Origin of the sequence: Pseudomonas sp. AO-1, assembly GCF_019775695.1 — a bacterium.
Taxonomy (GTDB): Bacteria; Pseudomonadota; Gammaproteobacteria; order Pseudomonadales; family Pseudomonadaceae; genus Aquipseudomonas; species Aquipseudomonas parakoreensis.
Map to the genome: position 1 here is coordinate 988,263 of NZ_CP079947.1, position 25,351 is coordinate 1,013,613.

27 protein-coding genes are annotated in these 25,351 nt (G+C 61.7%); 19 read left to right on the top strand and 8 right to left on the bottom strand.

Annotated elements, in window-relative coordinates:
- Positions 1 to 167 precede the first annotated feature (167 nt).
- From mpl to KVQ82_RS04600, 3 genes are read left to right on the top strand one after another with little or no spacing between them, the layout of a single operon-like run.
- Complete coding sequence (mpl, locus tag KVQ82_RS04590) at positions 168 to 1,517, top strand: UDP-N-acetylmuramate:L-alanyl-gamma-D-glutamyl-meso-diaminopimelate ligase (RefSeq protein WP_222018195.1); 1,350 nt, start codon at positions 168 to 170, stop codon at positions 1,515 to 1,517.
- Entirely contained in the window at positions 1,514 to 2,161 is a 648-nt protein-coding gene (gene ubiX, locus KVQ82_RS04595; RefSeq protein WP_007968137.1) for a flavin prenyltransferase UbiX, read from the top strand. Before mpl ends, ubiX begins: the two co-directional genes overlap by 4 nt.
- On the top strand, positions 2,154 to 2,438 hold the full coding sequence (locus tag KVQ82_RS04600) for a YceK/YidQ family lipoprotein (protein WP_007968135.1): 285 nt from the start codon (positions 2,154 to 2,156) through the stop codon (positions 2,436 to 2,438). Before ubiX ends, KVQ82_RS04600 begins: the two co-directional genes overlap by 8 nt.
- A gap of 134 nt (positions 2,439 to 2,572) precedes the next feature.
- Here KVQ82_RS04600 and KVQ82_RS04605 read toward each other — a convergent pair whose 3' ends face one another.
- The 3 genes from KVQ82_RS04605 to KVQ82_RS04615 form a co-directional block, all read right to left on the bottom strand.
- Entirely contained in the window at positions 2,573 to 3,214 is a 642-nt protein-coding gene (locus KVQ82_RS04605; RefSeq protein WP_095139170.1) for an oxidoreductase, read from the bottom strand.
- Positions 3,215 to 3,241: 27 nt separating this feature from the next.
- On the bottom strand, positions 3,242 to 4,969 hold the full coding sequence (locus tag KVQ82_RS04610) for a C13 family peptidase (protein WP_222018197.1): 1,728 nt from the start codon (positions 4,967 to 4,969) through the stop codon (positions 3,242 to 3,244).
- A 110-nt stretch (positions 4,970 to 5,079) separates the two neighbouring features.
- Positions 5,080 to 5,535 carry a MaoC family dehydratase gene (locus KVQ82_RS04615; protein WP_003228575.1) on the bottom strand — a complete coding sequence of 152 codons (456 nt, stop codon included), beginning with the start codon at positions 5,533 to 5,535 and terminating at the stop codon, positions 5,080 to 5,082.
- A 180-nt stretch (positions 5,536 to 5,715) separates the two neighbouring features.
- On the opposite strand from KVQ82_RS04615, the gene KVQ82_RS04620 reads away from it, so the two are divergent.
- The 3 genes from KVQ82_RS04620 to KVQ82_RS04630 are packed head-to-tail and all read left to right on the top strand — an operon-like array spanning position 5,716 to position 7,395.
- Entirely contained in the window at positions 5,716 to 6,078 is a 363-nt protein-coding gene (locus KVQ82_RS04620) for a CidA/LrgA family protein (protein WP_007960615.1), read from the top strand.
- Positions 6,078 to 6,794 carry an LrgB family protein gene (locus KVQ82_RS04625; protein WP_007960614.1) on the top strand — a complete coding sequence of 239 codons (717 nt, stop codon included), beginning with the start codon at positions 6,078 to 6,080 and terminating at the stop codon, positions 6,792 to 6,794. Before KVQ82_RS04620 ends, KVQ82_RS04625 begins: the two co-directional genes overlap by 1 nt.
- A gap of 10 nt (positions 6,795 to 6,804) precedes the next feature.
- A complete protein-coding gene (locus KVQ82_RS04630; protein ID WP_007960613.1) occupies positions 6,805 to 7,395 on the top strand; it encodes an LON peptidase substrate-binding domain-containing protein in 591 nt (196 codons plus the stop codon).
- A gap of 119 nt (positions 7,396 to 7,514) precedes the next feature.
- Here the strand turns inward: KVQ82_RS04630 and KVQ82_RS04635 are convergent, their stop codons facing one another.
- Entirely contained in the window at positions 7,515 to 8,831 is a 1,317-nt protein-coding gene (locus KVQ82_RS04635) for a bifunctional DedA family/phosphatase PAP2 family protein (protein ID WP_222018199.1), read from the bottom strand.
- Between the two features lie 114 nt (positions 8,832 to 8,945).
- Positions 8,946 to 9,641 carry a DNA-3-methyladenine glycosylase gene (locus KVQ82_RS04640; RefSeq protein ID WP_222018200.1) on the bottom strand — a complete coding sequence of 232 codons (696 nt, stop codon included), beginning with the start codon at positions 9,639 to 9,641 and terminating at the stop codon, positions 8,946 to 8,948.
- A gap of 177 nt (positions 9,642 to 9,818) precedes the next feature.
- Between KVQ82_RS04640 and KVQ82_RS04645 the strand changes: the two genes are divergently transcribed.
- The 13 genes from KVQ82_RS04645 to KVQ82_RS04705 all read left to right on the top strand — a co-directional run bounded on the left by KVQ82_RS04645 (position 9,819) and on the right by KVQ82_RS04705 (position 22,480).
- Positions 9,819 to 11,090 carry a glutamate-5-semialdehyde dehydrogenase gene (locus tag KVQ82_RS04645; RefSeq protein WP_222018202.1) on the top strand — a complete coding sequence of 424 codons (1,272 nt, stop codon included), beginning with the start codon at positions 9,819 to 9,821 and terminating at the stop codon, positions 11,088 to 11,090.
- On the top strand, positions 11,059 to 11,781 hold the full coding sequence (gene nadD, locus KVQ82_RS04650) for a nicotinate-nucleotide adenylyltransferase (protein WP_260688033.1): 723 nt from the start codon (positions 11,059 to 11,061) through the stop codon (positions 11,779 to 11,781). Before KVQ82_RS04645 ends, nadD begins: the two co-directional genes overlap by 32 nt.
- A 72-nt stretch (positions 11,782 to 11,853) precedes the next feature.
- Positions 11,854 to 12,348 (top strand): ribosome silencing factor, encoded by a 495-nt coding sequence (gene rsfS, locus KVQ82_RS04655; RefSeq protein WP_007960601.1) that lies wholly within the window; start codon positions 11,854 to 11,856, stop codon positions 12,346 to 12,348.
- Between the two features lie 9 nt (positions 12,349 to 12,357).
- Positions 12,358 to 12,825 (top strand): 23S rRNA (pseudouridine(1915)-N(3))-methyltransferase RlmH, encoded by a 468-nt coding sequence (gene rlmH, locus KVQ82_RS04660; RefSeq protein WP_003185785.1) that lies wholly within the window; start codon positions 12,358 to 12,360, stop codon positions 12,823 to 12,825.
- 10 nt (positions 12,826 to 12,835) lie between these two features.
- A complete protein-coding gene (gene mrdA, locus KVQ82_RS04665; RefSeq protein WP_041064994.1) occupies positions 12,836 to 14,731 on the top strand; it encodes a penicillin-binding protein 2 in 1,896 nt (631 codons plus the stop codon).
- Positions 14,732 to 14,762: 31 nt separating this feature from the next.
- Complete coding sequence (gene rodA / locus KVQ82_RS04670; protein WP_047296919.1) at positions 14,763 to 15,866, top strand: rod shape-determining protein RodA; 1,104 nt, start codon at positions 14,763 to 14,765, stop codon at positions 15,864 to 15,866.
- A 17-nt stretch (positions 15,867 to 15,883) separates the two neighbouring features.
- On the top strand, positions 15,884 to 16,894 hold the full coding sequence (mltB, locus tag KVQ82_RS04675) for a lytic murein transglycosylase B (protein ID WP_222018204.1): 1,011 nt from the start codon (positions 15,884 to 15,886) through the stop codon (positions 16,892 to 16,894).
- A complete protein-coding gene (locus tag KVQ82_RS04680; protein ID WP_041065003.1) occupies positions 16,894 to 17,904 on the top strand; it encodes a septal ring lytic transglycosylase RlpA family protein in 1,011 nt (336 codons plus the stop codon). Before mltB ends, KVQ82_RS04680 begins: the two co-directional genes overlap by 1 nt.
- Positions 17,905 to 18,091: 187 nt before the next feature.
- Positions 18,092 to 19,249 carry a D-alanyl-D-alanine carboxypeptidase family protein gene (locus tag KVQ82_RS04685; RefSeq protein ID WP_003228546.1) on the top strand — a complete coding sequence of 386 codons (1,158 nt, stop codon included), beginning with the start codon at positions 18,092 to 18,094 and terminating at the stop codon, positions 19,247 to 19,249.
- An 85-nt stretch (positions 19,250 to 19,334) separates the two neighbouring features.
- Positions 19,335 to 19,610, top strand: a complete 276-nt coding sequence (locus KVQ82_RS04690; protein WP_027612895.1) for a DUF493 domain-containing protein — start codon at positions 19,335 to 19,337, stop codon at positions 19,608 to 19,610.
- Positions 19,610 to 20,257, top strand: a complete 648-nt coding sequence (gene lipB / locus KVQ82_RS04695; RefSeq protein ID WP_222018206.1) for a lipoyl(octanoyl) transferase LipB — start codon at positions 19,610 to 19,612, stop codon at positions 20,255 to 20,257. Before KVQ82_RS04690 ends, lipB begins: the two co-directional genes overlap by 1 nt.
- A gap of 25 nt (positions 20,258 to 20,282) precedes the next feature.
- Positions 20,283 to 21,281, top strand: coding sequence for a lipoyl synthase (lipA, locus tag KVQ82_RS04700; RefSeq protein WP_160768663.1), 999 nt, complete (start codon positions 20,283 to 20,285; stop codon positions 21,279 to 21,281).
- 251 nt (positions 21,282 to 21,532) lie between these two features.
- Entirely contained in the window at positions 21,533 to 22,480 is a 948-nt protein-coding gene (locus KVQ82_RS04705) for an LD-carboxypeptidase (protein ID WP_222018207.1), read from the top strand.
- Between the two features lie 102 nt (positions 22,481 to 22,582).
- Here the strand turns inward: KVQ82_RS04705 and KVQ82_RS04710 are convergent, their stop codons facing one another.
- From KVQ82_RS04710 to holA, 3 genes are all read right to left on the bottom strand, one after another.
- Positions 22,583 to 23,905, bottom strand: a complete 1,323-nt coding sequence (locus KVQ82_RS04710; RefSeq protein WP_222018209.1) for a lytic murein transglycosylase — start codon at positions 23,903 to 23,905, stop codon at positions 22,583 to 22,585.
- Positions 23,906 to 23,966: 61 nt separating this feature from the next.
- Positions 23,967 to 24,131, bottom strand: coding sequence for an alternative ribosome rescue factor ArfA (arfA, locus tag KVQ82_RS04715; RefSeq protein ID WP_222018210.1), 165 nt, complete (start codon positions 24,129 to 24,131; stop codon positions 23,967 to 23,969).
- A 182-nt stretch (positions 24,132 to 24,313) separates the two neighbouring features.
- Complete coding sequence (holA, locus tag KVQ82_RS04720) at positions 24,314 to 25,351, bottom strand: DNA polymerase III subunit delta (RefSeq protein ID WP_222018212.1); 1,038 nt, start codon at positions 25,349 to 25,351, stop codon at positions 24,314 to 24,316.

A 25,351-nucleotide genomic window follows, 5' to 3' on the forward strand; every position in this document is an offset into this window, starting at 1 on the left:
AGGAGCTGCCGAAGGCTGCGATCTTTTGATCTTGTTCTTTACAGGATCAAAAGATCGCAGCCTCGTTGTACTCGTCAGCACCTACGGGTGGGGTGATGGTGATCAGCTAAAGAGTGCGATTTCCCCCTCCCTGCGCTAACCTGCGGCCATGTTTTACGAGGTCGACTATGCACATTCATATTCTGGGTATCTGCGGGACTTTCATGGGCTCGATGGCGGTTCTGGCCAAAGAGCTGGGCCATCACGTGACCGGCTCCGACGCCAACGTCTATCCGCCGATGAGCACGCAGCTTGAGGCCCAGGGCATTCAGCTGACCCAAGGCTACGACCCGGCCCAGCTCGATCCGGCACCGGATCTGGTGGTGATCGGCAATGCCATGTCGCGCGGCAACCCGGCGGTGGAATATGTGCTGAACAAAGGCCTGCCGTACGTCTCCGGCCCGCAATGGCTGGCCGATCACGTGCTGCAAGGGCGCTGGGTGCTGGCGGTGGCCGGTACGCACGGCAAGACCACCACCAGCAGCATGCTCGCCTGGGTGCTGGAACACGCCGGCATGAGCCCGGGGTTCCTGATTGGCGGCGTGCCGCAGAATTTTTCGGTGTCGGCCCGTCTGGGCGGTACGCCGTTTTTCGTGATCGAGGCTGACGAGTACGACAGCGCCTTCTTCGACAAGCGTTCGAAGTTTGTCCACTACCGTCCGCGCACTGCGATCCTTAACAACCTTGAGTTCGATCACGCGGACATCTTCCCCGATCTGCCGGCCATCGAGCGGCAGTTCCACCACTTGGTGCGGACTATTCCGAGTGAAGGTCTGGTGATCCATCCGACCACCGAGCCGGCCTTGCAGCGCGTGATCGAAATGGGCTGCTGGACTCCGGTGCAAACCACCGGTGCCGGCGGTCAGTGGCAGGTCAAGTTGCTCAAGGACGACGGCTCGGCGTTCGAAGTGATGTTCGAAGGTGAGTCCCAAGGCACTGTTGAATGGGAATTGACCGGCCAGCACAACGTGGCCAACGCCTTGGCTGCTCTGGCCGCGGCGCGGCATGTCGGCGTGGTGCCTGCGATGGGTATTGCCGGGCTGAGCGCGTTCAAGAACGTCAAGCGCCGAATGGAGAAGGTCGCCGAAGTGCGCGGCATCACCATCTACGACGACTTCGCCCACCACCCGACGGCCATCGCCACCACCCTCGACGGTTTGCGCAAGCGCATCGGCGACGCACCGCTGATCGCGATCATCGAACCGCGCTCCAACTCGATGAAGCTCGGCGCGCACCGTGACGGTCTGCCGGACAGCGTGGTCGATGCCGATCAGGTGATCTGGTATGCCCCGGCCAACCTCGGTTGGGATCTGGCAGCCACCGCGGCGCTGTGCAGCGTGCCGTCGATTGTCAGCGATTCGCTCGAAGGCATCATCGAGCGGGTGAAGAGTCAGGCGCAACCCGGCACCCACGTGGTGATCATGAGCAACGGCGGCTTCGGCGGCCTGCACGGCAAGCTCGCCGAGGCACTGCAATGAACACGTTCGCCCAGAGCGGCGGTCCGGAACGCATCACGCTGGCGATGACCGGCGCGTCCGGCGCGCAGTATGGTTTGCGCCTGCTCGATTGCCTGGTGCGCGAAGATCGTGAAGTGCACTTCCTGATCTCCAAGGCTGCGCAGCTGGTGATGGCCACCGAGACCGATGTCACGCTGCCGCCCAAGCCGCAGATGATGCAGGCGTTTCTCACCGAGTACACCGGGGCCGCCGCCGGGCAGATCCGTGTGTACGGCAAGGAAGACTGGATGTCGCCGGTGGCCTCGGGCTCCGGCGCACCAGCGGCGATGGTGGTGGTGCCGTGTTCCACGGGTACCTTGTCGGCGATTGCCACGGGCGCGTGCAACAACCTGATCGAGCGCGCGGCGGACGTCACCTTGAAGGAGCGGCGCCAGTTGATTCTGGTACCGCGCGAGGCGCCGTATTCGAGTATTCATCTGGAGCACATGCTCAAGTTGTCGAACATGGGCGTGACCATCCTGCCGGCCTCGCCGGGTTTCTATCACCAGCCGCAGACCATCGACGACCTGATCGATTTCGTCGTCGCGCGGATTCTCAATCTGTTGGGCATTCCGCAGGACATGCTGCCGCGTTGGGGCGAGCATCATCTGAGCAGCGATGAATAAGCTGTTGGTGATTGCGCTGGCGCTGCAACTGGCCGGCTGCGCCACCGCGCGCACGCTGGATGCCGCCAAGCCGGGGGCGCCGGTGGTGTATTCCGGGACACGCCTGGATTTGTACGCGATGAATGGCGGGTGCTGTGCGATGGATCGCTTCGGTGCTGAGGCGCCGAGTTATCCGGGGGTGGACCTGCCGGCGAGTGCGTTGCTCGATACGCTGCTGTTGCCGCTGTCGTTGCTGACCGTGATCGGCGTTGGGTTTCAGGCGACGGGTGGATTGTAGGGGAGTGCTGCGCACTCCATTCGCGGGCAAGCCACGCTCCCACAGGGATTGAGTCGTGCGCTAAATCTGTGTTCGCTGAAGACTACTGTGGGAGCGGGCTTGCCCGCGAAGAGGCCAGCCCAGACACCACAAAACTATTTGCCGAGCTTGCGCAGCTCATCCGACTCAACCACCCGCACCCCATCCTGTTCTTCCAGCGCCAGACGCCACATAGCGCGGGCCAGTTGGCAGGCTTCGATGCCGCGGTATTTACCGGGGATCAGTTTGGAAAACGGCGCGGCCAGTTGTTCGCCCAGGCGCGGCTCGGTGCGATCGCCCAGCAACAGCGATGGTCGGCAGATGGTCAGTTGCGGCCAGTCCTGCGCGCGCAATGCCTGCTCCATCTCGCCTTTGACACGGTTGTAGAAAATCGACGATTTCGGATCGGCGCCCAGCGCACTGATCACGATCAAGTGCCGCGCGCCCATCTCTCGTGCGCGTTTGGCGAAGGCCACCACCATGTCCAGATCCACCGCGCGGAAAGCGGCTTCGGAACCCGCCTGTTTGATCGTGGTGCCGAGGCAGCAATAGGCGATATCGACGCGCCCACTGAGTTGCGGCAGAAACGCCTGCGGGTCGCCCACCGGGTTTTCCAGGTGCGGATGTTCCGCCAGTGGCCGGCGGGACGGGGCGAGCACGCGGGTGATCGTCGGCTCGTTGAGCAAACGGTCGAGCAGGTGCTCACCGGTCAGTCCGGTGGCTCCGGCAAGCAATACGTGCTGAGGCGTCAAGTACATAGTGTTTCTCCCTTGATACTGTTCAGCTTAGTTGCTGTTTGTGGCTCCGTCGTTCAACGCAGCACTCTGCAACGCTTTTCTGGCCTGCTGCTTACGCAGCAGTTGCCAGTGCGCCAGCACGGTTTTCGGTGCCCAGATCTGCGGCTCCGAGGCTTCGAAGTTGTCCGCCAGTTCGCGCTCGGCGACGGTGGCCTTGGCCAGTTTGAAGGCTTGCTCCAGATCGTCGGTCTGGTTCAGCGCCTGAGCGAACAGGGCGTCGCCGAAGTAGGTGAAGTTGGCTTCTTCCGAGCAACCGAACGACACGCGGTCGGCGCGCGAGGCGGTCATGATCAGGGTGCGCTCATCTTTCAGCGCGGGGATGAAACCACCGGAATAGCACGATGAAATCACGATCACCTTGTCGCGATTTTTCAGTGGCGCGAGCACGGCGGCGAGTTCGTCGGCGGGTAGATCGGCCAGCTCCATGCGCGGCTGATCGAGCACCAGCTCGTGTTCGGCGGTGCCGTGGCTGGTCAGGTAGATGAACACCAGGTCTTCCGGGCCGCTGCGCTCGGCCAGGGTCTGCGCGGCGCGGCGCAGGTTTTCGCGGGTGGCCATTGGCCGGTCGGTGAGGTGGTCACGGTGGTTGACCAGACGAATCTGGCCGTAAGCGCCGAAACGTGTGGTGAGCATGTTGGCGACGTAGTCGGACTCGCGCAGGAACACGCTTTGCTTGCCGTCGCCACCGAGGGTCAGGGTGTACAGCTCCACCGCCGGGGTCGAGGCGGGCACGGCGGCCAGCGCGTTATCGAGCAGGCGGCCCTGGGCCAGCAGACCGAGTTCGAGGGTGTCGGGCAGCAGCTTGCCGTCGGCGTCACGCACGCGCTGGCCGTTGATCCAGGTGCCGCTGAGTACGGTGCCGTCGGTCAGCACCAGGGTGCCGCGCCCGGCGTAGCTGTCGCTGTCGAACTCGCCGATGTAGAAGCTGCCGTCAGACAGGTTCAGGCGGCCCTGCCCGCTGAAGCGCCAGTCATTGAAATAGCCGATGTAGTGGCTGCCGTCGGCGCCGATCAATTCGCCCTTGCCGGTCAGCGCGCCTTCCTTGAACTGGCCGAGCCACACGTCGCCGTCGGCGTTTTCATAGCGGCCCTTGCCGTGCAGTTGGCTGTTCTTGAACCCGCCGACATAGATGTCGCCATCGGCACTGTTGAACGTGCCATTGCCTTCGAGCTGGCCGTTGACGAAATGGCCGCTGAAGGTGTTGCCGCTGGCATCGCCGCGCTGGCCTTCGCCGTTGGGTTTGCCGTGGGCGAACTGGCCCTGATAGGCGCTGCCGTCGTCCATTTCCAGACGCCCCAGCCCGGAATACTGGTCAGCCTTGAACTCGCCACGGTAGGTCATGCCGTTTTCTTTCAGCGTGCCTTCGCCATCGCGTCGGCCCTGCTTGAAACCGCCGGTGTAACTGCTGGCGTTGGTGGTCAGACTGCCTTGGCCGTCGAACAGGCCCTGCTGGAACTGGCCGCGATAAACCTCGCCGTTGCTGCCGTGCCATTCGCCCTGGCCATGCCATTGGCCCTTGTCGAACTGCCCGGCGTACCAACTGCCGTTGGGATAGTCGACGCGGCCCTGGCCTTGCAGCAAGCCGTTCACCAGTTCACCGCGATAGCGTCCGCCGTCCGGCAGGCGTGCATCCGGGGGCAGCAGCGATTCGCCGTCGCCGCACGCGGTGAGCATCAGGGTCAGGGCAAGGGGTGCAAGAGAAGCGAGTGGGCGCATAGCGGGATCCGGGCAATTAGGCGACCGAGTATGCCGCAGCCATGTGACCTTATACAGCCGGGAAAACAGCGCGGATGCGAAACAGCGTGCGCTGTTTCGCATCCGGTGACTTAAACGAAGCAGAGCGACAGCGGTTCGGCGATATAGGCGGGTTTGTCCGAGCCTTCTATCTCAAGCGTCGCGGTGGCCTTGAGCAGCCATTGACCGGGTTTTTTCTCGGTCACTTCGGCCAGGTCGACTTTCAGGCGCACTTTTGAATTGACCTTCACCGGCTGGATGAAACGCACGCTGTCCAGACCGTAATTGACCACCATCTTCAGGCCTTGCGGCAGCACGAGGATGTCTTCCATCAGTTTCGGGATCAGCGACAGCGACAGGAAACCGTGAGCAATGGTGCTGCCAAAAGGCGTTTGCGCGGCTTTGACCGGATCGACATGGATGAACTGATAATCCCCGGTGGCTTCGGCGAACAGGTTGATGCGCTCCTGATCGATGGTGAGCCATTCGGAACGTCCGAGTTCCTTGCCGACATAATCTTTGAGCTCTGCAACGGGAACATAGGGCATTGAGACTCTCCTTGGGTTCATCGGTTTTATAGTTTTTCAGGTGGGGGATTTGACCGCCCTGCGAACCACTGTAGATCATCATGGCGTTTTGCTCCGGTCAACCGACCATGCTTTTGGCGAATGCCGATCCATAGCGCCGCCGTGCTTATAATGCCGACGACTTGCGGGGGGAGATGTCTGATGTTGTTACGTGGCCTGACCATGCTGGTGCTGTTTCAACTGCTCGGCACGGCACTCAACCATTTGCTGTTGCCGGTGCTGCCGGGGCCGATCATCGGTCTGTTGCTGTTGCTGGTGTTCCTGATCATTCGCGGTGAAGTCGGCGAGCCGCTGAACCTCGCCGCCGGCAGCCTGTTGCGTTATCTGCCGTTGCTGCTGGTGCCACCGGCGGTGGGCGTGATGGTGTATGCGAGCGACATTGCCGCTGACTTCTGGGCAATTGTCGGCGCGCTGGTGCTGTCGTTGATTCTGTCGATGGCCTTCGCCGGGGTGCTGATGCAACGCCTGGTCAAGCGTCACGCACCGAACTCGGAGGACGCTTGATGCTCTTCGATTGGCAAGGTGCCTGGGCTTCGGTCATTCATCATCCGCTGTTCGGCATCGGCATCACCCTCGGTGCCTATCAACTGGTGCTGGCGGCGTTCGAGAAAACCCGCTGGATCTTTCTGCAGCCGGTGCTGGTCTCCATGCTGTTGGTGATCGGCGTGCTGGTCGGCTGCGGCCTGACCTACGCCGAGTACCGCAAGAGCACCGAAATCCTCAGCATTCTATTGGGCCCGGCGACGGTGGCGTTGGCGGTGCCGTTGTATCTGAACCTCAAGCGCATCCGCCAATTGTTCTGGCCGATTTTTACTACGCTGGTGATAGGCGGGGTAGTCGCCACGGGCATGGGCGTGTTGCTCGGCTGGTGGTTCGGCGCCGAGCACATGATTTTGATGACCATGGCGCCAAAGTCGGTGACTTCGCCGATTGCGATGCTGGTGGCCGAGCAGATCGGTGGTGTGGCGGCGCTGGCGGCGGTGTTCGTGTTGATCACCGGGGTGATTGGCGCGATCTTCGGCCCGGCGTTGCTGACCCGGCTCGGCGTGCACAGTCCTGAAGCGCGGGGCATGGCGCTGGGCATGACCGCACACGCGGTCGGCACCTCGGTGGCGCTGCAGGAAAGCGATGAGTGCGGCGCCTTCGCGGCGCTGGCGATGAGTCTGATGGGCGTGGCCACGGCGGTGTTCCTGCCGTTGGCGGTGTCGATGGTGGTCTAAGGAAATGTCTATGAGTCTGCCGCTTTTCCCGCTGAACACAGTGCTGTTTCCCGGCTGCAACCTTGACTTGCAGATCTTCGAGGCGCGCTACCTGGACATGATCGGCCGCTGCATGAAACAGGGTGGCGGTTTCGGCGTAGTGTGCATCCTCGACGGCCACGAAGTCGGCGTCGCGCCCGAAGGCTTTGCCCTGGTCGGCTGCGAGGCGCGGATCACCGATTTTCAGCAACAGGACAACGGCCTGCTCGGGATCCGCGTGCAGGGCGGCCGGCGTTTTCAGGTGTTGCGCACAGAGGTGCAGCGCGATCAGTTGATCCTCGCCGACGTCGAATGGCTGGACGATGAGCCGGAGCAACCGCTGCAGGACGAAGACGCCGATCTGGTGGCGCTGCTCAAGGCCTTGGCCGAGCACCCGATGGTCGAGGCGCTGAACATGGGCACCGAAGCGCTGGGGCAGCAGTCGCTGGCCAATCAACTGGCGTATCTGTTGCCGTTCGCCGAAGAAGACAAGATCGACCTGCTGCAACTCGACGATCCGCAGCAGCGACTGGATGCGATCCAGGCGCTGCTTGATGAGCTTCAGGGTGAGCTGTTCGCCTGAGCGAAAAAGATCGCAGCCTGCGGCAGCTCCTACATGAGATTCATTTCATACCCGCGCCATCGTGCGCATGTGAAATCAAAACCCTGTAGGAGCTGCCGCAGGCTGCGATCTTTTGCTTCTCAATAAGCGTAACGCAACATCGTGTCCGGCAAATGCCGCAGAACGAACAGGCTGAACAGCACCAGCAGTGCCGGCAGAATCAGCCACCAGACCTTGAACGGCATGGCATTGAGCGGCGCCTTGCGCTGACTCAGCCACAAGCCCGCCGCACACACGCATGCCGCCAGCATCGCACCCGCCAGAATATCTGTCGGCCAATGCGCGCCCAGATAGACTCGCGACAAAGCAATCGACAGCGCCGGAATGCAGCCGAGCAGCAGCCAGGTCAGACGCATGCGCGGCGGTTGTCCGCGACCGGCGAGAACCGCCAGCACCAGAAACAGCGCAAAGGAACCGGAGGCATGGCCGCTGGGCATGCTGTAGCTGGTCAGTGGATCGGTCAGCACCTCCGGGCGGACCCGGGCGAAAAACTGTTTGGTGACGGTATTGAGGAGCGCGGTGCACAGCAGCACGCCACCGGCAAAGATTGCCTGGCGCCATTGCCGGCACAGCAGCAACAGACCGGTGAGCAGGGCGCTGAACATCAGCATGTTGCGGAATTCACCGATCAGGGTGAACGTCACCGCGATTTCATCGAGCATTGGCTGGCGATGCTCCTGCACCAGGGTCATCACGCCCTGATCGAGGGCGTGCAGGTACGGATAGCCAATAAACAGCCCGATCAGAATCAACAGGCTCATGCTGCTGATCCAGATCGTCGCCCGGCGATGCTGGCGCAAGCTGCTGTTGACGCTCAGGCCGACCATCACTGCGATACTGGCGGCGACGATGCCGGCCTGCAGCCAGAAACCTTCCGGCAGCGGCAAGCGGATCGCCGCGCCGGTGGCCCAGCCCGGCAGCAGGTAGGCGACGCTCCAGCCGGCCGCCGCCAGCAGGCTGACGGCGGCAAAACGTGCAAACGGCATGTCGCACATCCCGGCGACCATCGGTAGCATCGGCCGCAGCGGACCGATGAAGCGCCCGACCAGCAGACTGGCGATGCCGTAACGCTGGAAGTAGGTTTCAGCCCCGGCCATCCATTCCGGATGGTGGCGCAGACCCGGCAGGCGGCGGATGTTCTGGTGGAAATGGCGGCCCAGGTAATACGACACCGCATCGCCCAGAATCCCGCCGAGGAAGCCCAGCAGCAGGGTTTCACTCAACGACAGTGCACCGCTGCCGGCCAGTACGGCCACGGCAAACAACAGCACGGTGCCAGGCACGATTATTCCGGCAATGGCCAGACACTCCACGAATGCGACGATAAACACTGCAGCGGCCAGCCACTGCGGATTGGCCGCCAGCCATCCGGTTACGCTATCGAGCCATGGGCCCATACCAAAAAACTCCAAACCATTGATGATCCCTGTAGGAGCTGCCGCAGGCTGCGATCTTTTGATCTTTTAACAGCAAAGATCGCAGCCTGCGGCAGCTCCTACAGGGTTACGTGTTTACAACAGGAAATAATCGCGCCCTTCGACCTGACCCCGGCGCAACGGGTTCCGCGTGCACCACTGGGCATACGTGGCGTCGACGAAGCGGTACATCAGGTGTTCGTCGCGGCCCTGGGGGATGCCCAGGCGTGTGGTCTGAATGATCTGCGTCGGCGCCGGGCCGGTGTCTTCCACCAGCAGCAGTTCATGGTCGAAACGCTTGGCGTCCCACATCGGCACTTTCAGCCCAAGCGCCTTGCACAGCAGTGTCTGCCCGGCGCAAAGCTTTTGCGAAGGACGCGGCCGGCCTTGGGCATCGGGATTGTTCAGCAGCATTTGCGCCAGGCTCGCCGGTCCGCTGATTTCATCGACCCACGGGTAGGCGGATTTGATCAACACCGCATTGCCGGGCCCCTGAGCGCTGAAGTTCAGTGAATCGCCGCCACGGGCGTAATACATATAAATGTGTCCGCCATCCAGAAACAAAGCCTTACGCTTTTCCGTGTAACCGAGGGAGGCATGACTGCCTTTTTCCGCGCAGTAATAGGCTTCGGTTTCGATGATCCGCGCGCTGAGCCATAGATCGCCGACCCGGTGGCGGATGACTTTGCCGAGCAGATCGCGGGCCAGTACTTGCGCGTCACGGTCGAAAAAATTGTCCGGAAGGCCCAGTGGCAGGCGCTCGGCGGTGGCGCGAACGGTCAGGTTGGACATGGCAAACGGTGTTTATCCAGGCGAAGGAGGTCGTGATGATAACAATCCGCGGCTTAATTACGGCTGAACGTCGGCAAATTGCAGTCCATTTCGACCATCCGCCTGTCACCGCTGTTAGTCCCGGGACGCGACAGCTATAATCTGCCGCTTTCCTCTTTGCCAAGACCCCAACAGACCATGACTGAGTCCGTTCTTGACTACATGACCCGATTGGGTCGCGCCGCCCGCGAAGCTTCCCGGGTCATCGGCCGTGCCAGCACCGCGCAGAAAAACCGCGCCTTGCAGGCTGCTGCCAATGCGCTGGACGCTGCTCGCGCCGAGCTGGCCGCAGCCAATGAACAGGATCTGGCCGCCGGTCGCGCCAATGGTCTGGAGCCAGCCTTGCTGGAACGTCTGGAACTGACTCCCGCGCGCATCGACGGGATGATCGTCGGCCTGCGCCAAGTGGCAGCACTGCCGGATCCGGTCGGTGCGATCCGTGACATGAGCTTCCGCCCGTCCGGCATTCAAGTCGGCAAGATGCGCGTGCCGCTGGGTGTGATCGGGATCATCTACGAATCCCGGCCCAACGTGACCATCGATGCCGCCAGCCTGTGCCTGAAGTCCGGTAACGCAACCATCCTGCGCGGTGGTTCCGAGGCGATTCATTCCAACCGGGCGATTGCCGCGTGCATCCAGCGCGGTCTGGCCGAGGCCGAATTGCCGGCAGCCGTGGTGCAAGTGGTCGAAACCACCGACCGCGCTGCCGTCGGCGCGATGATCACCATGCCCGAGTACGTCGACGTGATCGTGCCGCGCGGTGGCCGTGGCCTGATCGAGCGCATCAGCCGTGACGCCCGGGTGCCGGTGATCAAACACCTGGACGGTATCTGCCACGTATTTGTCAGCGAGCACGCCGATCTGGCCAAAGCCCAGCGCATCGCCTTCAATGCCAAGACTTACCGTTATGGCATCTGTGGCGCGATGGAGACCCTGCTCGTCGATCAAAGTGTTGCCAAGGATTTCCTGCCGTCGATGGCAGCCCAGTTCCGCGAAAAAGGCGTCGAGCTGCGTGGCTGCGAGCGCACCCGGGCGATCATTGACGCGAATGCGGCCAGCGAGGACGACTGGAGTACCGAGTATCTGGCGCCGATCCTGTCGATCCGCGTGGTCGACGGACTGGACCAGGCCATTGAACACATCAACCATTACGGCTCGCACCACACCGACTCGATTGTTAGCGAAAACCTCGCCGACACCCGACGTTTCGTCGCGGAAGTCGACTCGGCGTCGGTGATGATCAACACCCCGACGTGCTTCGCCGATGGATTCGAATACGGATTGGGTGCCGAGATCGGCATTTCTACTGATAAGCTGCACGCCCGCGGCCCGGTGGGTCTCGAAGGGCTGACCTGCGAGAAGTACATCGTGGTTGGTGATGGCCAGTTGCGCGGCCAGGCGACGGTCTGACTTGACCGACCTCGACCTGACAGTGCCGCAAACCGGCAGCGAGTCTCGCCCGCAACGCATTGGCGTACTGGGCGGCACGTTCGACCCGGTGCACATCGGCCATTTGCGCGGTGCGCTGGAAGTCGCCGAAGCACTGGCGCTTGACGAGTTGCGCATGATGCCCAGCGCCCGGCCGCCGCATCGCGATACGCCGCAAGTGTCGGCGCAGGATCGGCTGGCCATGGTTGAGTGTGCGGTGGCCGGAGTGCCGCCGCTGGTGGTGGACGCCCGCGAATTGCAGCGGGACAAGCCGTCTTACACCATTGATACCCTGGAGTTGATGCGTGCCGAAATGGCCGCCGAGACCCAGGTTTTTCTGCTTTTGGGCTGGGACGCATTTTGCGGCCTGCCCACTTGGCACCGCTGGGAGGAGTTGCTCCAGCATTGCCATATCCTGGTGCTACAGCGCCCGGACGCCGACAGCGAACCGCCGGATGCCTTGCGCAACCTGCTGGCAGCGCGTTCGGTGAGCGACCCGCTGGCCCTGAAAGGGCCGAGCGGACAGATTGCATTCGTCTGGCAGACACCGCTCGCGGTTTCCGCCACCCAGATCCGTCAACTGCTGGCCAGCGGTAAGTCGGTACGTTTCCTGGTGCCCGACGCGGTCCTGGCCTACATCGATGCGCACGGTCTGTACCGTGCGTCGAACTGAACAAGGCGTGCTTCACTGATACGAATCCACGTATCGCCAAGCCGCCGAATACATGAGCAAAACGAGTTTTATATGACCGACAAAGATGTAAGCAAAGTCAAACGCAAAGGCACGTTCAAGAGCGCGCCGCTGCCGGAAGTCGCCAACACCAACGAGCCGCTCAAGGGCGACGAGCTGGTCAAGGTTGCCGTGGCCGCCCTGGAAGACGTCAAGGCACAAGACATCCAGATCATCGATGTGCGCGACAAGCAGAGCATCACCGACTACATGATCATCGCCACCGGTACCTCCAATCGCCAGATCAATGCGATGCTGGACAAGGTCCGTGAAGAGGTCAAAAAGCAAGGCGCCAAGCCGCTGGGCGAAGAAGGCAAGGGCGACAGCGACTGGGTGCTGCTCGACCTCGACCTGGTGATCGTGCACATGATGACTGCCTCGGCACGTCAGTTCTACGACCTGGAGCGCCTGTGGGCCGGTGCCGAGCAAAGCCGTGCGGCAGACGCCAAGCACCACAGCCCGGAAAACACCCACGAGCATTTCACCAAGCTCAACAAAGACCAGCTGTAAGGGATTGCTGTGCGACTGCGACTGATCGCCGTCGGTTCACGCATGCCCAAGTGGGTGGAAGAAGGCTGGCATGAGTATGCCAAGCGTCTTCCGTCCGAGCTGGCGCTGGAACTGGTGGAAATTCCGCTCAATACCCGTGGCAAGAACGCCGACGTGGCCCGTTTCATCCGCCAGGAAGGCGAAGCCATGCTGGCCAAGGTCGGGCCGAACGAGCGGATCGTCACGCTGGAAGTGCACGGCAAGCCCTGGAGCACCGAGCAACTGGCGGTCGAACTCGACCGTTGGCGGCTGGATTCGCGCACGGTCAATTTCATGGTCGGTGGCCCCGAAGGGCTGGCGCCGGAAGTCTGCGCTCGCGCCGACCAGCGCTGGTCGTTGTCGCCGCTGACCTTGCCGCACCCGCTGGTGCGGATCCTGATCGGCGAACAGCTGTACCGTGCCTGGACCGTGCTGTCCGGTCACCCTTACCACAAGTAGTCCTGCCCTCATGTCTCAGCCGATCCGCATCAAGGACCACGAAAAGGACGCCCGCCTGGTGCGTAGCCGCGTCGTGTTCGGGGCTGTTGCGGTCATGCTGTTGATCGGCGTATTGATTGCGCGGCTGTACTACTTGCAGGTGATCCAGTACGAGTACCACTCGACACTCTCGGAAAACAACCGCGTCCATGTGCAGCCGATTCCGCCGACTCGTGGGTTGATCTTCGACCGCAACGGCGTGGTGGTGGCGGACAACCGTCCGAGCTTCAGCCTGAGCATGACCCGCGAGCGCTCCGGCGACTGGCAGCAAGTGCTCGACGTGATCGTCGAAGTGCTGCAGCTGACGCCCGAGGACCGGGTGATCTTCGAAAAACGCATGCGCCAGGGGCGCCGGCCGTTCGAGCCGGTGCCGATTCTGTTCGAGCTGACCGAAGAGCAGATTGCCCGGATCGCGGTGAACCAGTTCCGCCTGCCCGGGGTGGAAGTGGTCGCGCAGTTGGTGCGTCATTACCCGCAGGGCGCGCATTTTGCGCACTCGGTGGGTTACATGGGGCGGATCAACGAGAAAGAGCTGAAGACCCTCGACCCGGTCAACTACAGCGGCACCCATCACATCGGCAAGACCGGCATCGAGCGTTTCTACGAGCCGGAACTGCACGGGCAGGTGGGTTACGAGGAAGTCGAGACCAACGCCCGCGGCCGCGTGCTGCGCGTGCTCAAGCGGACTGATCCGATTCCCGGCAAGGACATCGTCCTGAGTCTGGACATCAAACTGCAGGAAGCGGCGGAAGCTGCACTGGGCGGGCGGCGCGGCGCGGTGGTGGCGCTCGATCCGAACACGGGCGAAGTATTGGCAATGGTCAGTCAGCCGAGTTTCGACCCGAACCTGTTCGTCACCGGCATCAGCTTCAAGGCTTATGCCGAGCTGCGCGACTCCATCGACCGGCCGCTGTTCAACCGGGTGCTGCGCGGTCTGTACCCGCCGGGTTCGACGATCAAGCCGGCGGTGGCGATTGCCGGTCTCGATGCCGGTGTGGTGACGGCGTCGAGCCGGGTGTTCGACCCCGGTTACTACATGCTGCCCAACTACGATCACAAGTACCGCAACTGGAACCGCACCGGTGACGGCTTCGTCGACCTCGACACGGCGATCATGCGTTCCAACGACACCTACTTCTATGACCTGGCGCACAAGCTGGGCATTGATCGCTTGTCGGCCTACATGAACAAGTTCGGCATCGGCCAGAAGGTCTCGCTGGACATGTTCGAAGAATCTCCCGGCCTGATGCCGTCCCGCGAGTGGAAGCGTGCGACGCGCAAACAGGCGTGGTTCCCGGGCGAAACCCTGATTCTGGGGATCGGCCAGGGCTACATGCAGTCCACACCCTTGCAACTGGCGCAGGCCACGGCGCTGGTGGCCAACAAAGGAATCTGGAACCGGCCGCACCTGGCCAAGACCATCGAAGGTGCCAAACCGGTAGATGAAAACCCGATGCCGGATATCGTTCTGCGCGATCCGTCGGACTGGACCAAGGTTAACCACGGCATGCAGCAAGTGATGCACGGCGCCAGAGGGACCGCGCGCAAGGCGGCAATCGGTGCGCAATACCGCATCGCCGGCAAGTCCGGTACCGCTCAGGTGGTCGCGATCAAGCAAGGTGAAAAATACGACCGTTCCAAGGTTCAGGAACGCCACCGCGACCACGCCTTGTTCGTCGGTTTCGCCCCGGCCGACAACCCGAAAATCGTTGTTTCGGTGATGGTCGAGAACGGTGAGTCCGGCTCCGGTGTCGCCGCGCCCGTCGTGCGTCAGGTCATGGATGCCTGGCTTCTGGATCAGGAGGGTCGATTGAAGGCCGAATACGCCGGTCCTATCAGTGCGGAGGCTACGGCCCGTGATGAATAATTTTGATCGCATGCTCTCCAGTGAGGATGTGATGCGTCGTCGTGCGACGCTGCTGCAACGTCTGCATATCGATGGCCCGCTGTTGATCCTGCTGCTGATTCTCGCCGCGGGCAGTCTGTTCGTGCTGTATTCGGCGAGCGGCAAGAGCTGGGATCTGCTGGGCAAACAAGCCACTTCGTTCGGTATCGGCCTGGTGTCGATGATCGTCATCGCCCAGTTCGAACCGCGGTTCATGGCGCGTTGGGTGCCGCTCGGTTATGTGGTCGGCGTGGTGCTGCTGATGGTGGTGGACATCATGGGCCACAACGCCATGGGTGCGACGCGCTGGATCAACATCCCCGGGGTGATCCGCTTCCAGCCCTCGGAGTTCATGAAGATCCTGATGCCGGCGACGATTGCCTGGTATCTGTCCAAGCGCACGCTGCCGCCACAGCTCAAGCACGTTGGTATCAGTCTGATGCTGATCGGTGTGCCGTTCATTCTGATCGTGCGCCAGCCTGACCTCGGTACGTCACTGCTGATTCTGGCCGGCGGCGCGTTCGTGCTGTTCATGGGCGGGCTGCGCTGGCGCTGGATCCTCAGCGTACTGGCTGCGGCCGTGCCGGTGGCGATCGCCATGTGGTTCTTCATCATGCACGACTACCAGAAGCAGCGGATCCTCACGTTCCTCGACCCGGAAAGCGATCCGCTCGGCACCGGCTGGAACATCATCCAGTCGAAAGCCGCGATCGGTTCCGGCGGCGTGTTCGGCAAGGGCTGGCTGCTGGGCACCCAGTCGCACCTGGACTTTTTGCCGGAAAGCCACACCGACTTCATCATCGCCGTACTCGGCGAAGAGTTTGGTCTGGTCGGCATCTGCGCGCTGCTGCTGATCTATCTGTTGCTGATCGGTCGCGGTCTGGTGATTACCGCCCAGGCGCAGACGCTGTTCGGCAAATTGCTCGCCGGTGCGTTGACCATGACGTTTTTTGTTTATGTTTTCGTCAACATCGGTATGGTCAGTGGCCTGTTGCCGGTGGTGGGGGTGCCGTTGCCCTTCATTAGCTACGGAGGAACTTCGCTGGTGACACTGCTGTCAGCGTTTGGGGTTTTGATGTCGATTCATACGCATCGCAAGTGGATCGCACAGGTTTGAATAAGGTGAAGAGTTCAATGCAAGTCATGCGCAGCTGGGCGACTCGTTACGCGCCGTGGGTCGGCCTGGTCGGCATCCTTGGCAGCGTGCAGCAAGCGCTGGCCGGCGATTACGAAGGCTCGCCACAGGTGGCCGAATTCGTCGGCGAAATGACCCGCGACTACGGTTTTGCCGGTGAGCAACTGATGGCGGTGTTCCGCGAGGCCCAGCGCAAGCAGGCGATTCTCGACGCCATCTCCAAACCCGCCGAGCGGGTCAAACAGTGGAAAGAATATCGCCCGATGTTCATCACCGACGCGCGCATCGCCCGTGGTGTGGACTTCTGGCGCCAGCACGAGGCAGTACTGGCCCGCGCCGAACAGGAATACGGCGTACCGGCACAAGTCATCGTGTCGATCATCGGCGTCGAGACCTTTTTCGGACGTAATACCGGCAATTACCGGGTGATTGATGCGTTGTCCACGCTCGGATTCGACTATCCTCCCCGTGCCGAATTTTTCCGCAAGGAATTGCGTGAGTTCCTGCTGCTGGCCCGTGAAGAGCAGGTCGATCCATTGACCCTCAAGGGCTCGTACGCCGGAGCGATGGGCTTGCCGCAATTCATGCCGAGCAGCTTTCGCGCCTATGCGGTGGATTTCGACGGTGACGGTCACATCAATATCTGGACCAATCCGGACGATGCGATTGGCAGCGTGGCCAGCTATTTCAAGCGTCACGGCTGGGTCGCCTGGGAACCGGTGGTGAGCCGCGCTGACGTGCGCGGCGAGCAGGTCGACGAAGGTCTGACCACCGGCATCGAACCGACGAAAACGGTCGGAGAGTTGCGGGCGCTGGGCTGGTCAAGTCATGATGCGCTGCGCGATGATATGCCGGTTACTGCATTTCGCCTCGAAGGCGACAACGGCCCTGAATACTGGATGGGCCTGAAGAATTTCTACGCGATCACGCGTTATAACCGCAGCGTGATGTACGCCATGGCCGTACATCAACTGTCTGAAGAGCTGGTAAAAGCACGGGGCGTCAAGTAATGCGGGCATTGCCTATCAATAAACCCCTGAAGCTGGTGGCATTCGCCGCGTTGGCGGTGCTGGTCGCCAGCTGTTCGACCAGCCGCGCGCCAACCCAGAAGACCTCGTCCACCGCCGTACGTGCGCAGCCGGGGCTGGACATCAACCGCGCGCACAAAGACGGTGCGCCGTGGTGGGATGTCGATGTTTCGCGCATCCCCGACGCCACGCCGACCCTGCACACCGGCCCGTACAAGGCCAACCCGTACACCGTGCTGGGCAAGACCTATTTCCCGTTGCAGGAATCCAAGACCTACGTCGCCTCGGGTACCGCTTCCTGGTACGGCACCAAGTTTCACGGGCAGAACACCGCCAACGGCGAAGTGTATGACCTGTACGGCATGAGTGCCGCCCACAAGACTCTGCCACTGCCCAGTTACGTGCGGGTGACCAACCTGGACAACAACCGGAGCGTGATCCTGCGGGTCAACGATCGCGGGCCGTTCTATTCGGACCGGATCATCGACTTGTCCTACGCAGCCGCGAAGAAGCTCGGTTATGCCGAAATCGGCACCGCGCGGGTCAAGGTCGAGGGTATCGATCCGCAGCAATGGTGGGCCGCGAAGGGCCGTCCGGCGCCGCTGATGCTCAACGAGCCGCAAGTCGCGCAGAATAGCGCCCCGGTAATCACGGCGTCGGCCGGTACCATCGAGCAGTGGACCCCGCCGCCGCAGCAACATGCCTCTGACACTGTCCCTGTACAGATCAGCGCAAAAAAAAACGCTTCTGCACCAGCGTCTGGCCAGTATCTGCAGGTGGGCGCGTTCGCCAACCCGGACGCTGCAGAACTCCTGAGGTCGAAGCTCAGCGGGATGGTGAGCGCTCCGGTGTTCATCAGCTCGATCGTGCGCAATCAGCAGACCCTGCACCGGGTACGCCTGGGGCCGATCGGTTCGCCGGGTGAGATCGCCCAGGTGCAGAACAGTGTGCGCCTGGCCAATCTCGGCTCGCCGAGCGTGGTCACCGAGTAAGAAACGTAGCACTTGATTGACGGTTCACTTGCGGTTTTGGGGGGTGGACCAGGTTGTTGGCTCGTCGAAGAACAAAAGCCCGGCAAGGGTGACTGGAGTGAGCAACTGAACACGCGATGGCCCGTTAGAAGGCTGTCTGAATAGTTTTGCCTTCGGGCAAGTTTCCATTAGCGATTTCGAGAGACGGATGAACATCACCACCTTTGCCAAACGCCTGTGTCTGCTAGTCCCGCTGCTCCTCTCGCCAGCCGCTTTCGCGGCCGAGATGATGCCGTCGCCACCTCAACTGGCTGCAAAAGCCTACGTGCTCATGGACGCCAGCAGCGGCAACGTGCTGGTGGAGAACAACGGTGACCAGCGTCTGCCGCCAGCCAGCCTGACCAAACTGATGACCGCGTACATCGCTACGCTGGAAATCCGTCGTGGCCAGATCGGTGAAAACGATCCGGTGACCGTCAGCGAAAACGCCTGGCGTACCGGCGGCTCGCGGATGTTCATCAAAGTCGGCTCGCAAGTGACCGTCAGCGACCTGCTGCACGGCATCATCATCCAGTCCGGCAACGACGCCAGCGTGGCGCTGTCCGAGCACATCGCCGGCAGCGAAGACGCGTTCGCCGACCTGATGAACAAGACGGTCGCCGATCTGGGCATGACCAACTCGCACTTCATGAACCCGACCGGCCTGCCGAACCCAGAGCACTACTCGTCGGCTCACGACATGGCGATCCTGGCGCGCGCGATCATCCACGAAGACCCGGCTCACTACGCGATCTACTCGCAGAAAGAGTTCTTCTGGAACGGCATCAAGCAGCCTAACCGCAACCTGCTGCTGTGGCGCGACAAGACCGTTGACGGTCTGAAAACCGGTCACACCGACGAAGCCGGCTACTGCATGGTGTCCTCGGCTGTACGTGACGGCCAGCGTCTGATTGCTGTGGTGTTCGGCACTAACAGCGAAGTGGCCCGTGCTGCTGAAACCCAGAAGCTGCTGACCTACGGCTTCCGCTTCTTCGAAACCCAGACCTTCTATCAGAAGGGCACCGAACTGGCTCAGGCCCCGGTGTGGAAAGGTACCACCAGCCAGGTCAAGGCCGGCCTGGCTGAAGACCTGACCATGACCCTGCCAAAGGGCCAGCTGAAAAAACTCGCTGCCAGCATGACCATGAACCCGCAACTGACCGCGCCAATCGCCAAGGGCGACGTGATCGGTAAAGTCGAAGTGAAACTGGACGACAAGGTGGTGCACAGCGCCGACCTGATCGCTCTGGACGCTGTCGAGGAGGGTGGTATCTTCCGCCGCATGTGGGATAGCATCCGTCTATTCTTCTACGGCTTGTTCAACTGATTTGTGTTGACCTGCATGGCCCCGCCCCGATCCGGTGCGGGGCCATGTGCGTTACCACGGCTTGCGCTCTAGAGGCCGTTACGCCATGACCGATACCGAAGTAAAGGCGCCAAAGATCGAATTTCCGCAAACTGATTATCCGATTAAGGTGATCAGCGATACGGGCGTCGGCAACAAAGACAAGATCATCGACATCGTCAAGAAACACGCGACCATCAATGATGAGCGCATCGACGAGCGTCAAAGCAGCAACGGCAAGTACACCACCATCCAGTTGCACATTGTCGCGACAGACCAGGATCAGCTGTACAACATCAACAGCGAGCTGCGGGCTTCCGGTTTCGTGCACATGGTGTTGTGATGCCGGGCACGCTGGGCTTTCGCGAACTTGGCCAGATGGCTTACGAGCCGGTCTGGCATGCCATGCAACGCTTCACCAACGAACGCGGCAGCAATGCCGCCGACGAAATCTGGCTGGTCGAGCACCCCCCGGTGTTCACCCAGGGCCAGGCCGGCAAGGCCGAACACCTGCTGCTGCCGGGTGATATCCCGGTAGTACAGGTCGATCGCGGCGGGCAGGTGACTTATCATGGCCCGGGCCAGTTGGTCGCCTACCTGTTGCTGGATGTGCGCAAGCTGGGTTTCGGCGTACGTGATCTGGTCACGCGCATGGAACACTGCCTGATCGAACTGCTGGCCAGCTACGGCGTCACCGCCGCCGCCAAGCCAGATGCTCCCGGCGTCTACGTCGACGGAGCGAAAATCGCTTCTCTGGGTTTGCGGATTCGCCACGGTTGCTCCTTTCATGGCCTGGCCTTGAACGTGGATATGAACCTGGAACCGTTTCGACGGATTAATCCCTGCGGCTATGCCGGGCTGGCGATGACCCAGCTGAGCGATCACGCAGGATCGATTGAATTTGCCGAGGTAAGTGCCCGGCTGCGCGCGCAGCTCGTCAAACACCTCGACTATGCTGAGCAGACGACCCTGACGGGCGGAATCGACTGATATGACTACTGATGCAGTGCAAACCATGATCCCGACGCTCGACGTGACCGAGCGCCCGGCCCCGCGTCCCAAGGTTGAAGCCGGCGTCAAGCTGCGCGGCGCCGAGAAGGTTGCACGCATCCCGGTAAAGATCATTCCGACCACCGAACTGCCGAAGAAGCCCGACTGGATTCGCGTACGCATCCCGGTTTCGCCGGAAGTCGACCGGATCAAGAGCCTGCTGCGCAAACACAAATTGCACAGCGTCTGTGAAGAAGCGTCCTGCCCGAACCTGGGCGAGTGCTTCTCCGGCGGCACCGCGACCTTCATGATCATGGGTGACATCTGCACCCGTCGTTGCCCGTTCTGCGACGTGGGTCATGGTCGTCCGAAGCCACTGGACGTCAACGAGCCGGAAAGCCTGGCCATCGCCATCGCCGACCTGAAGCTCAAGTACGTGGTGATCACCTCGGTTGACCGCGACGACCTGCGTGACGGCGGTGCCCAGCACTTTGCCGACTGCATCCGCGAAATCCGCAAGCTGTCGCCGAACGTGCAGCTGGAAACCCTGGTCCCGGACTACCGTGGCCGCATGGACATCGCCCTGGAAATCACTGCCGCCGAGCCGCCGGATGTGTTCAACCACAACCTGGAAACCGTGCCGCGCCTGTACAAGGCTGCGCGTCCGGGTTCGGACTACCAGTGGTCGCTGACCCTGCTGCAGCGTTTCAAGCAGATGATGCCGCACATTCCGACCAAATCCGGCCTGATGCTGGGTCTGGGCGAGACCGACGAAGAAGTCATCGAAGTCATGAAGCGCATGCGCGAACACGACATCGACATGCTGACCCTCGGGCAGTACCTGCAACCGTCGCGCAGCCACTTGCCGGTGCAGCGTTTCGTGCACCCGGACACCTTCGCCTGGTTCGCCGAAGAAGGCTACAAAATGGGCTTCAAGAACGTTGCTTCCGGCCCGCTGGTACGTTCCTCGTATCACGCCGACGAGCAGGCGAAACTGGTCAAGGCCGAGCTGCTCGGTTCCTGATCCGGCGCTGAAGGCTTCACAAAATACCCGCTTCGGCGGGTATTTTTGTTTGGGTTGTTGAGCACTGAACCTTGTGGCGAGGGAGCTTGCTCGCGCTGGGTTGCGAAGCGACCCCCAATATCTTTGGGAGTGCTGCGCACTCCAGCGGGAGCAAGCTCCCTCGCCACAAGTCACGGGGCCACAGTGCCTCTTTTGTTTATCTCTGTTCCTGACTACTGTGTGCCCATGACTTTTCGCAGGGAGACCCATGGATGACCGTTCGACCGACTCACACCCTCGTTGCCCACAAACCTGTACCGGCACTGCCATCCGAAGGGCTGATTGGCGTGATCGCCCCCGCCGGGCCCGGTGCGCTGGACACCGAAAAAGCCGTGCAGTGGATGCGCGCCCGGGGTTACCGGTTGCGAGTGTTTCCCGGTGTCTACGAAAAGGATGGCTATCTGGCCGGCAGCGATGACGTACGCCTCCATGACCTGCACGCGGCATTCGCCGACTCCGAAGTCGACGCGATCATCTGCCTGCGTGGCGGCTACGGTACGCCGCGCCTGCTGGACCGGATTGATTACGACCTGCTGAGTCGTCACGCCAAGCCGTTTGTTGGCTACAGCGACATCACCGCGCTGCATCTGGCGATCAGTCGCTACGCCGGGTTCGTGACCTTCCACGGCCCGCTGCTCAACGCCGATCTGTTGGGTGACAAGGAGCCACCGACTGTCACCTCATTCTTCGCCATGCTGCGCGGTCAGTTGAAGGCGGGCAGTGTGCTGAGCCATCCAGTGGCTTATCCCTTGACCACGGTCGAACCGGGCATTGCTCACGGGCGCTTGCTCGGCGGCAATCTGGCGATGATTGCCTCGACGCTGGGCACGCCTTATGAAATCGACGTGGAAGGGGTGATTCTGCTGATCGAGGACGTCAACGAGCCGCTGTATCGCATCGACCGTTTGCTCACGCAGATGCGTCTGGCCGGCAAACTGGCCCGATTGCGCGGGGTGCTGGTCGGTGATGTGGCCGGGGTCGATATCGATGCGTTGAACCGCCTGCTCAAGCAGACGTTCGAGCCGTTGCGGATTCCGGTGCTGTCGGGGTGGCGCAGCGGGCATTGTGATCCGAACCTGACGCTGCCGATGGGTGCGCTGGTTCGCTTGGATGCAGGGAAGAAGGAATTGATGCTGGAGCAGGATGTGGTCACCCGATAATGCTCGGGTGACGCAAAAAGATCGCAGCCTTCGGCAGCTCCTACATTGGATTAGTGTTTACCCTGTAGGAGCTGCCGAAGGCTGCGATCTTTTGATTTTGCTTTATTGAGTACGCAGGCTCTCAAGCAACTTATGCGTCGGATACCCGTCCGCCGGCCAGCCAAACGCCTGCTGGGCACTGCGGATCGCCTTGCGCGTATTGGCGCCGATAATCCCGTCAGCCGTGCCTGCATCGTAATTACGCGCGCTCAGCAGGGTCTGCAATTCGATACGCTCGGTGCGGCTCAGTGGCAGGTCATCTTTCGGCCACGTGCCGTTGATCAGGCCAGCGCCATTGAAGCGCTCGGACAACAGGCTCACCGCCAGTGCATAGGATGACGAGTTGTTGTACTTGAGGATCGCCCGGAAGTTGTCGAGGATCAGAAACGCCGGGCCACGATAACCGGCGGGTAGCAGCAGGGCGGCGGACAACTGTTCCGAGCCGGCCGGTGCCTGAATGCCATTGGGCAGGCTCACGCCCAGTTGACGCCATTCAGCGACAGTTTTGCGAATCGCGCCATCGGCCAGGGTGTAGTTGAAGCTGTTCGGCAATTGCACTTCGAAGCCCCACGGTTGACCACGCTGCCAGCCGGAGCTTTGCAGGTAGTGCGCGGTGGAGGCCAGCGCATCGGCCGGGCTGCCCCAGATGTCGCGGCGACCGTCACCGTCGAAATCCACCGCGTGGGTATTGTAGGTGGTCGGAATGAACTGGGTCTGGCCCATCGCACCGGCCCACGAGCCCAACATCTTCTCTGGAGTGATATCGCCCTGTTGCAGGATCTGCAGCGCCGCAATCAGTTGCGCATGGGCAAAGCCCGGACGACGACCTTCGTAGGCCAGGGTCGCCAGCGAGTTGATCACTGACTTGGTGCCCTGGAACTGGCCGAAATTGCTTTCCATGCCCCACACCGACACCAGTGCCTGACGATCGACGCCATATCGCTGTTCGATGCTTTGCAGGATGTCGGCGTACTGACTGATCAGCGCTTGGCCCTTGCGCACTCGCAGTGGCGAGAGGGCGCCGTCGAGGTATTCCCACACCGGACGTGAGAACTCCGGCTGGCTGCGGTCGGCCTTGATCACGCTGGCATCGAAGCTGACGTTGGCAAATGCGCGATCGAACAGCTCGGCGCGGATCCCGGCCGCCAAGGCATCCTTGCGGAAACCGGCCTGCCATTCGGCAAAGGTCTGGGTGGGCTGAAGATCAAGAGGGTCAGCGGACGGCACTACCGGCGGAATGATTGCCGGGGCTGTTGCGACAGGGGCGGCTTGGAGAGGTTGCGCATCGGCGGCGGTAGGTTTTTCCGCGCAGGCGACAAGCAGAATGAAGCTGGAGGCAGCGATCAGTTGGCGAACGGGCCAACGACGGGAAAGACTGAAGGGCATGCACAGTTCCAGGGGATACGAATCAGGTGCAGACCTTAACATGACCAGGGGGTGCTGTGCTTCAGGCAGCCAGAAAGTAAGAAGCCTCCCAGCTATCAGACTGGAAGGCTTCGCGGCGGTAGCTGCCTTTGCCCTTGGACGGTCGTTCCTGGCGACTGCGGAACAGGGGTTGGGCGATGATGGATTTGGCCTTGTTCGGGCCATGTTTCGATGGCTTTTTGCTCATGAGGGTTCTCTCGAGTGAGTGGTTTTGCGGGGGAAATAATCTGCCGATGTTGGACATCTGTCCAGTCCCTGATGGGTAGGAATGTTCTGACGCTTTCGCGAGCAGGCTCGCTCCCACATTTGGATTGCATTTCAATGTGGGAGCGAGCCTGCTCGCGAAGGGGCGTTATGCGGTATGACAGATTATTCGGCGGGCAGTGAAAGGCGTTGGCCCGACATCAACAACACCAATCGGCTCAGGCTCATCCATGGCGAACCGGCGGCCTGACCCTTGATTTGCGCATCGATGCGCTGCGCTTCGAGCAACAATTGCGCCCAGCGTGGCGCCGAGTAGCGTTGCAGGGCTTTGCTCATCAGTGGTTTGCGTTTGTCCCAGACCGGCGGTTTCGCCTGGCTGAAGCACTTGTCCAGCGGCGTGCCCTGGCTGTACTGCAGCGAGATATTGGCCAGCAGGCGCAACTCCCGTGCCAGCGCCCAGAGAATCACCGGTGGCTCGACGCCTTCACCGCGCAGGCCTTCGAGCATGCGCAAGGCGTGGGCCGGTTCGCCGTTGAGTACGGCATCGGTCAGGCCGAACACGTCGAAGCGCGCACTGTCGGCCACCGCGGCCTGCACGGTTTCGACGGTGATCTGCCCACCTTCGGCCATCAACTTGAGCTTTTCGATTTCCTGCGCGGCGGCGAGCAGGTTGCCCTCCACGCGTGCGGCAATCAGTTCGACCGCGTCCTGACTGGCCGACAAACCGGCTTGCGACAGACGCTGACGAATCCAGCTCGGCAGCTGATTGGCATCCACCGGCCAGATCTGAATGAACTGGGTCTGCTGACCTTCAACCAGCGCCTTGCCCCACTTGGTTTTCTGCGCACTGCCGTCGAGCTTGGGCAAGCTGATCAGCAGCACGGTGTCTTCAGCGGGGCGCGAGCAGTATTCGATCAGCGCGGCAGCGCCCTTGTCACCGGGCTTGCCCGAAGGCAGACGCAGTTCCAGCAGGCGTTTTTCGGCGAACAGCGACATGCTGGCGCCGGCCTGCAACAAGGTCCCCCAATCGAAATTGGCGTCGGCAGCGAACACCTGGCGTTCGTCGAAACCTTGCTGGCGGGCAGCACTGCGAATGGCATCGGCGGCTTCCTGGCACAACAGCGGGTCATCGCCGCTGATGATATAGACGGGCGCGAGCGCGCCTTGCAGGTGTTTGCCGAGTTGAGCGGGAGCGAGCTTCAT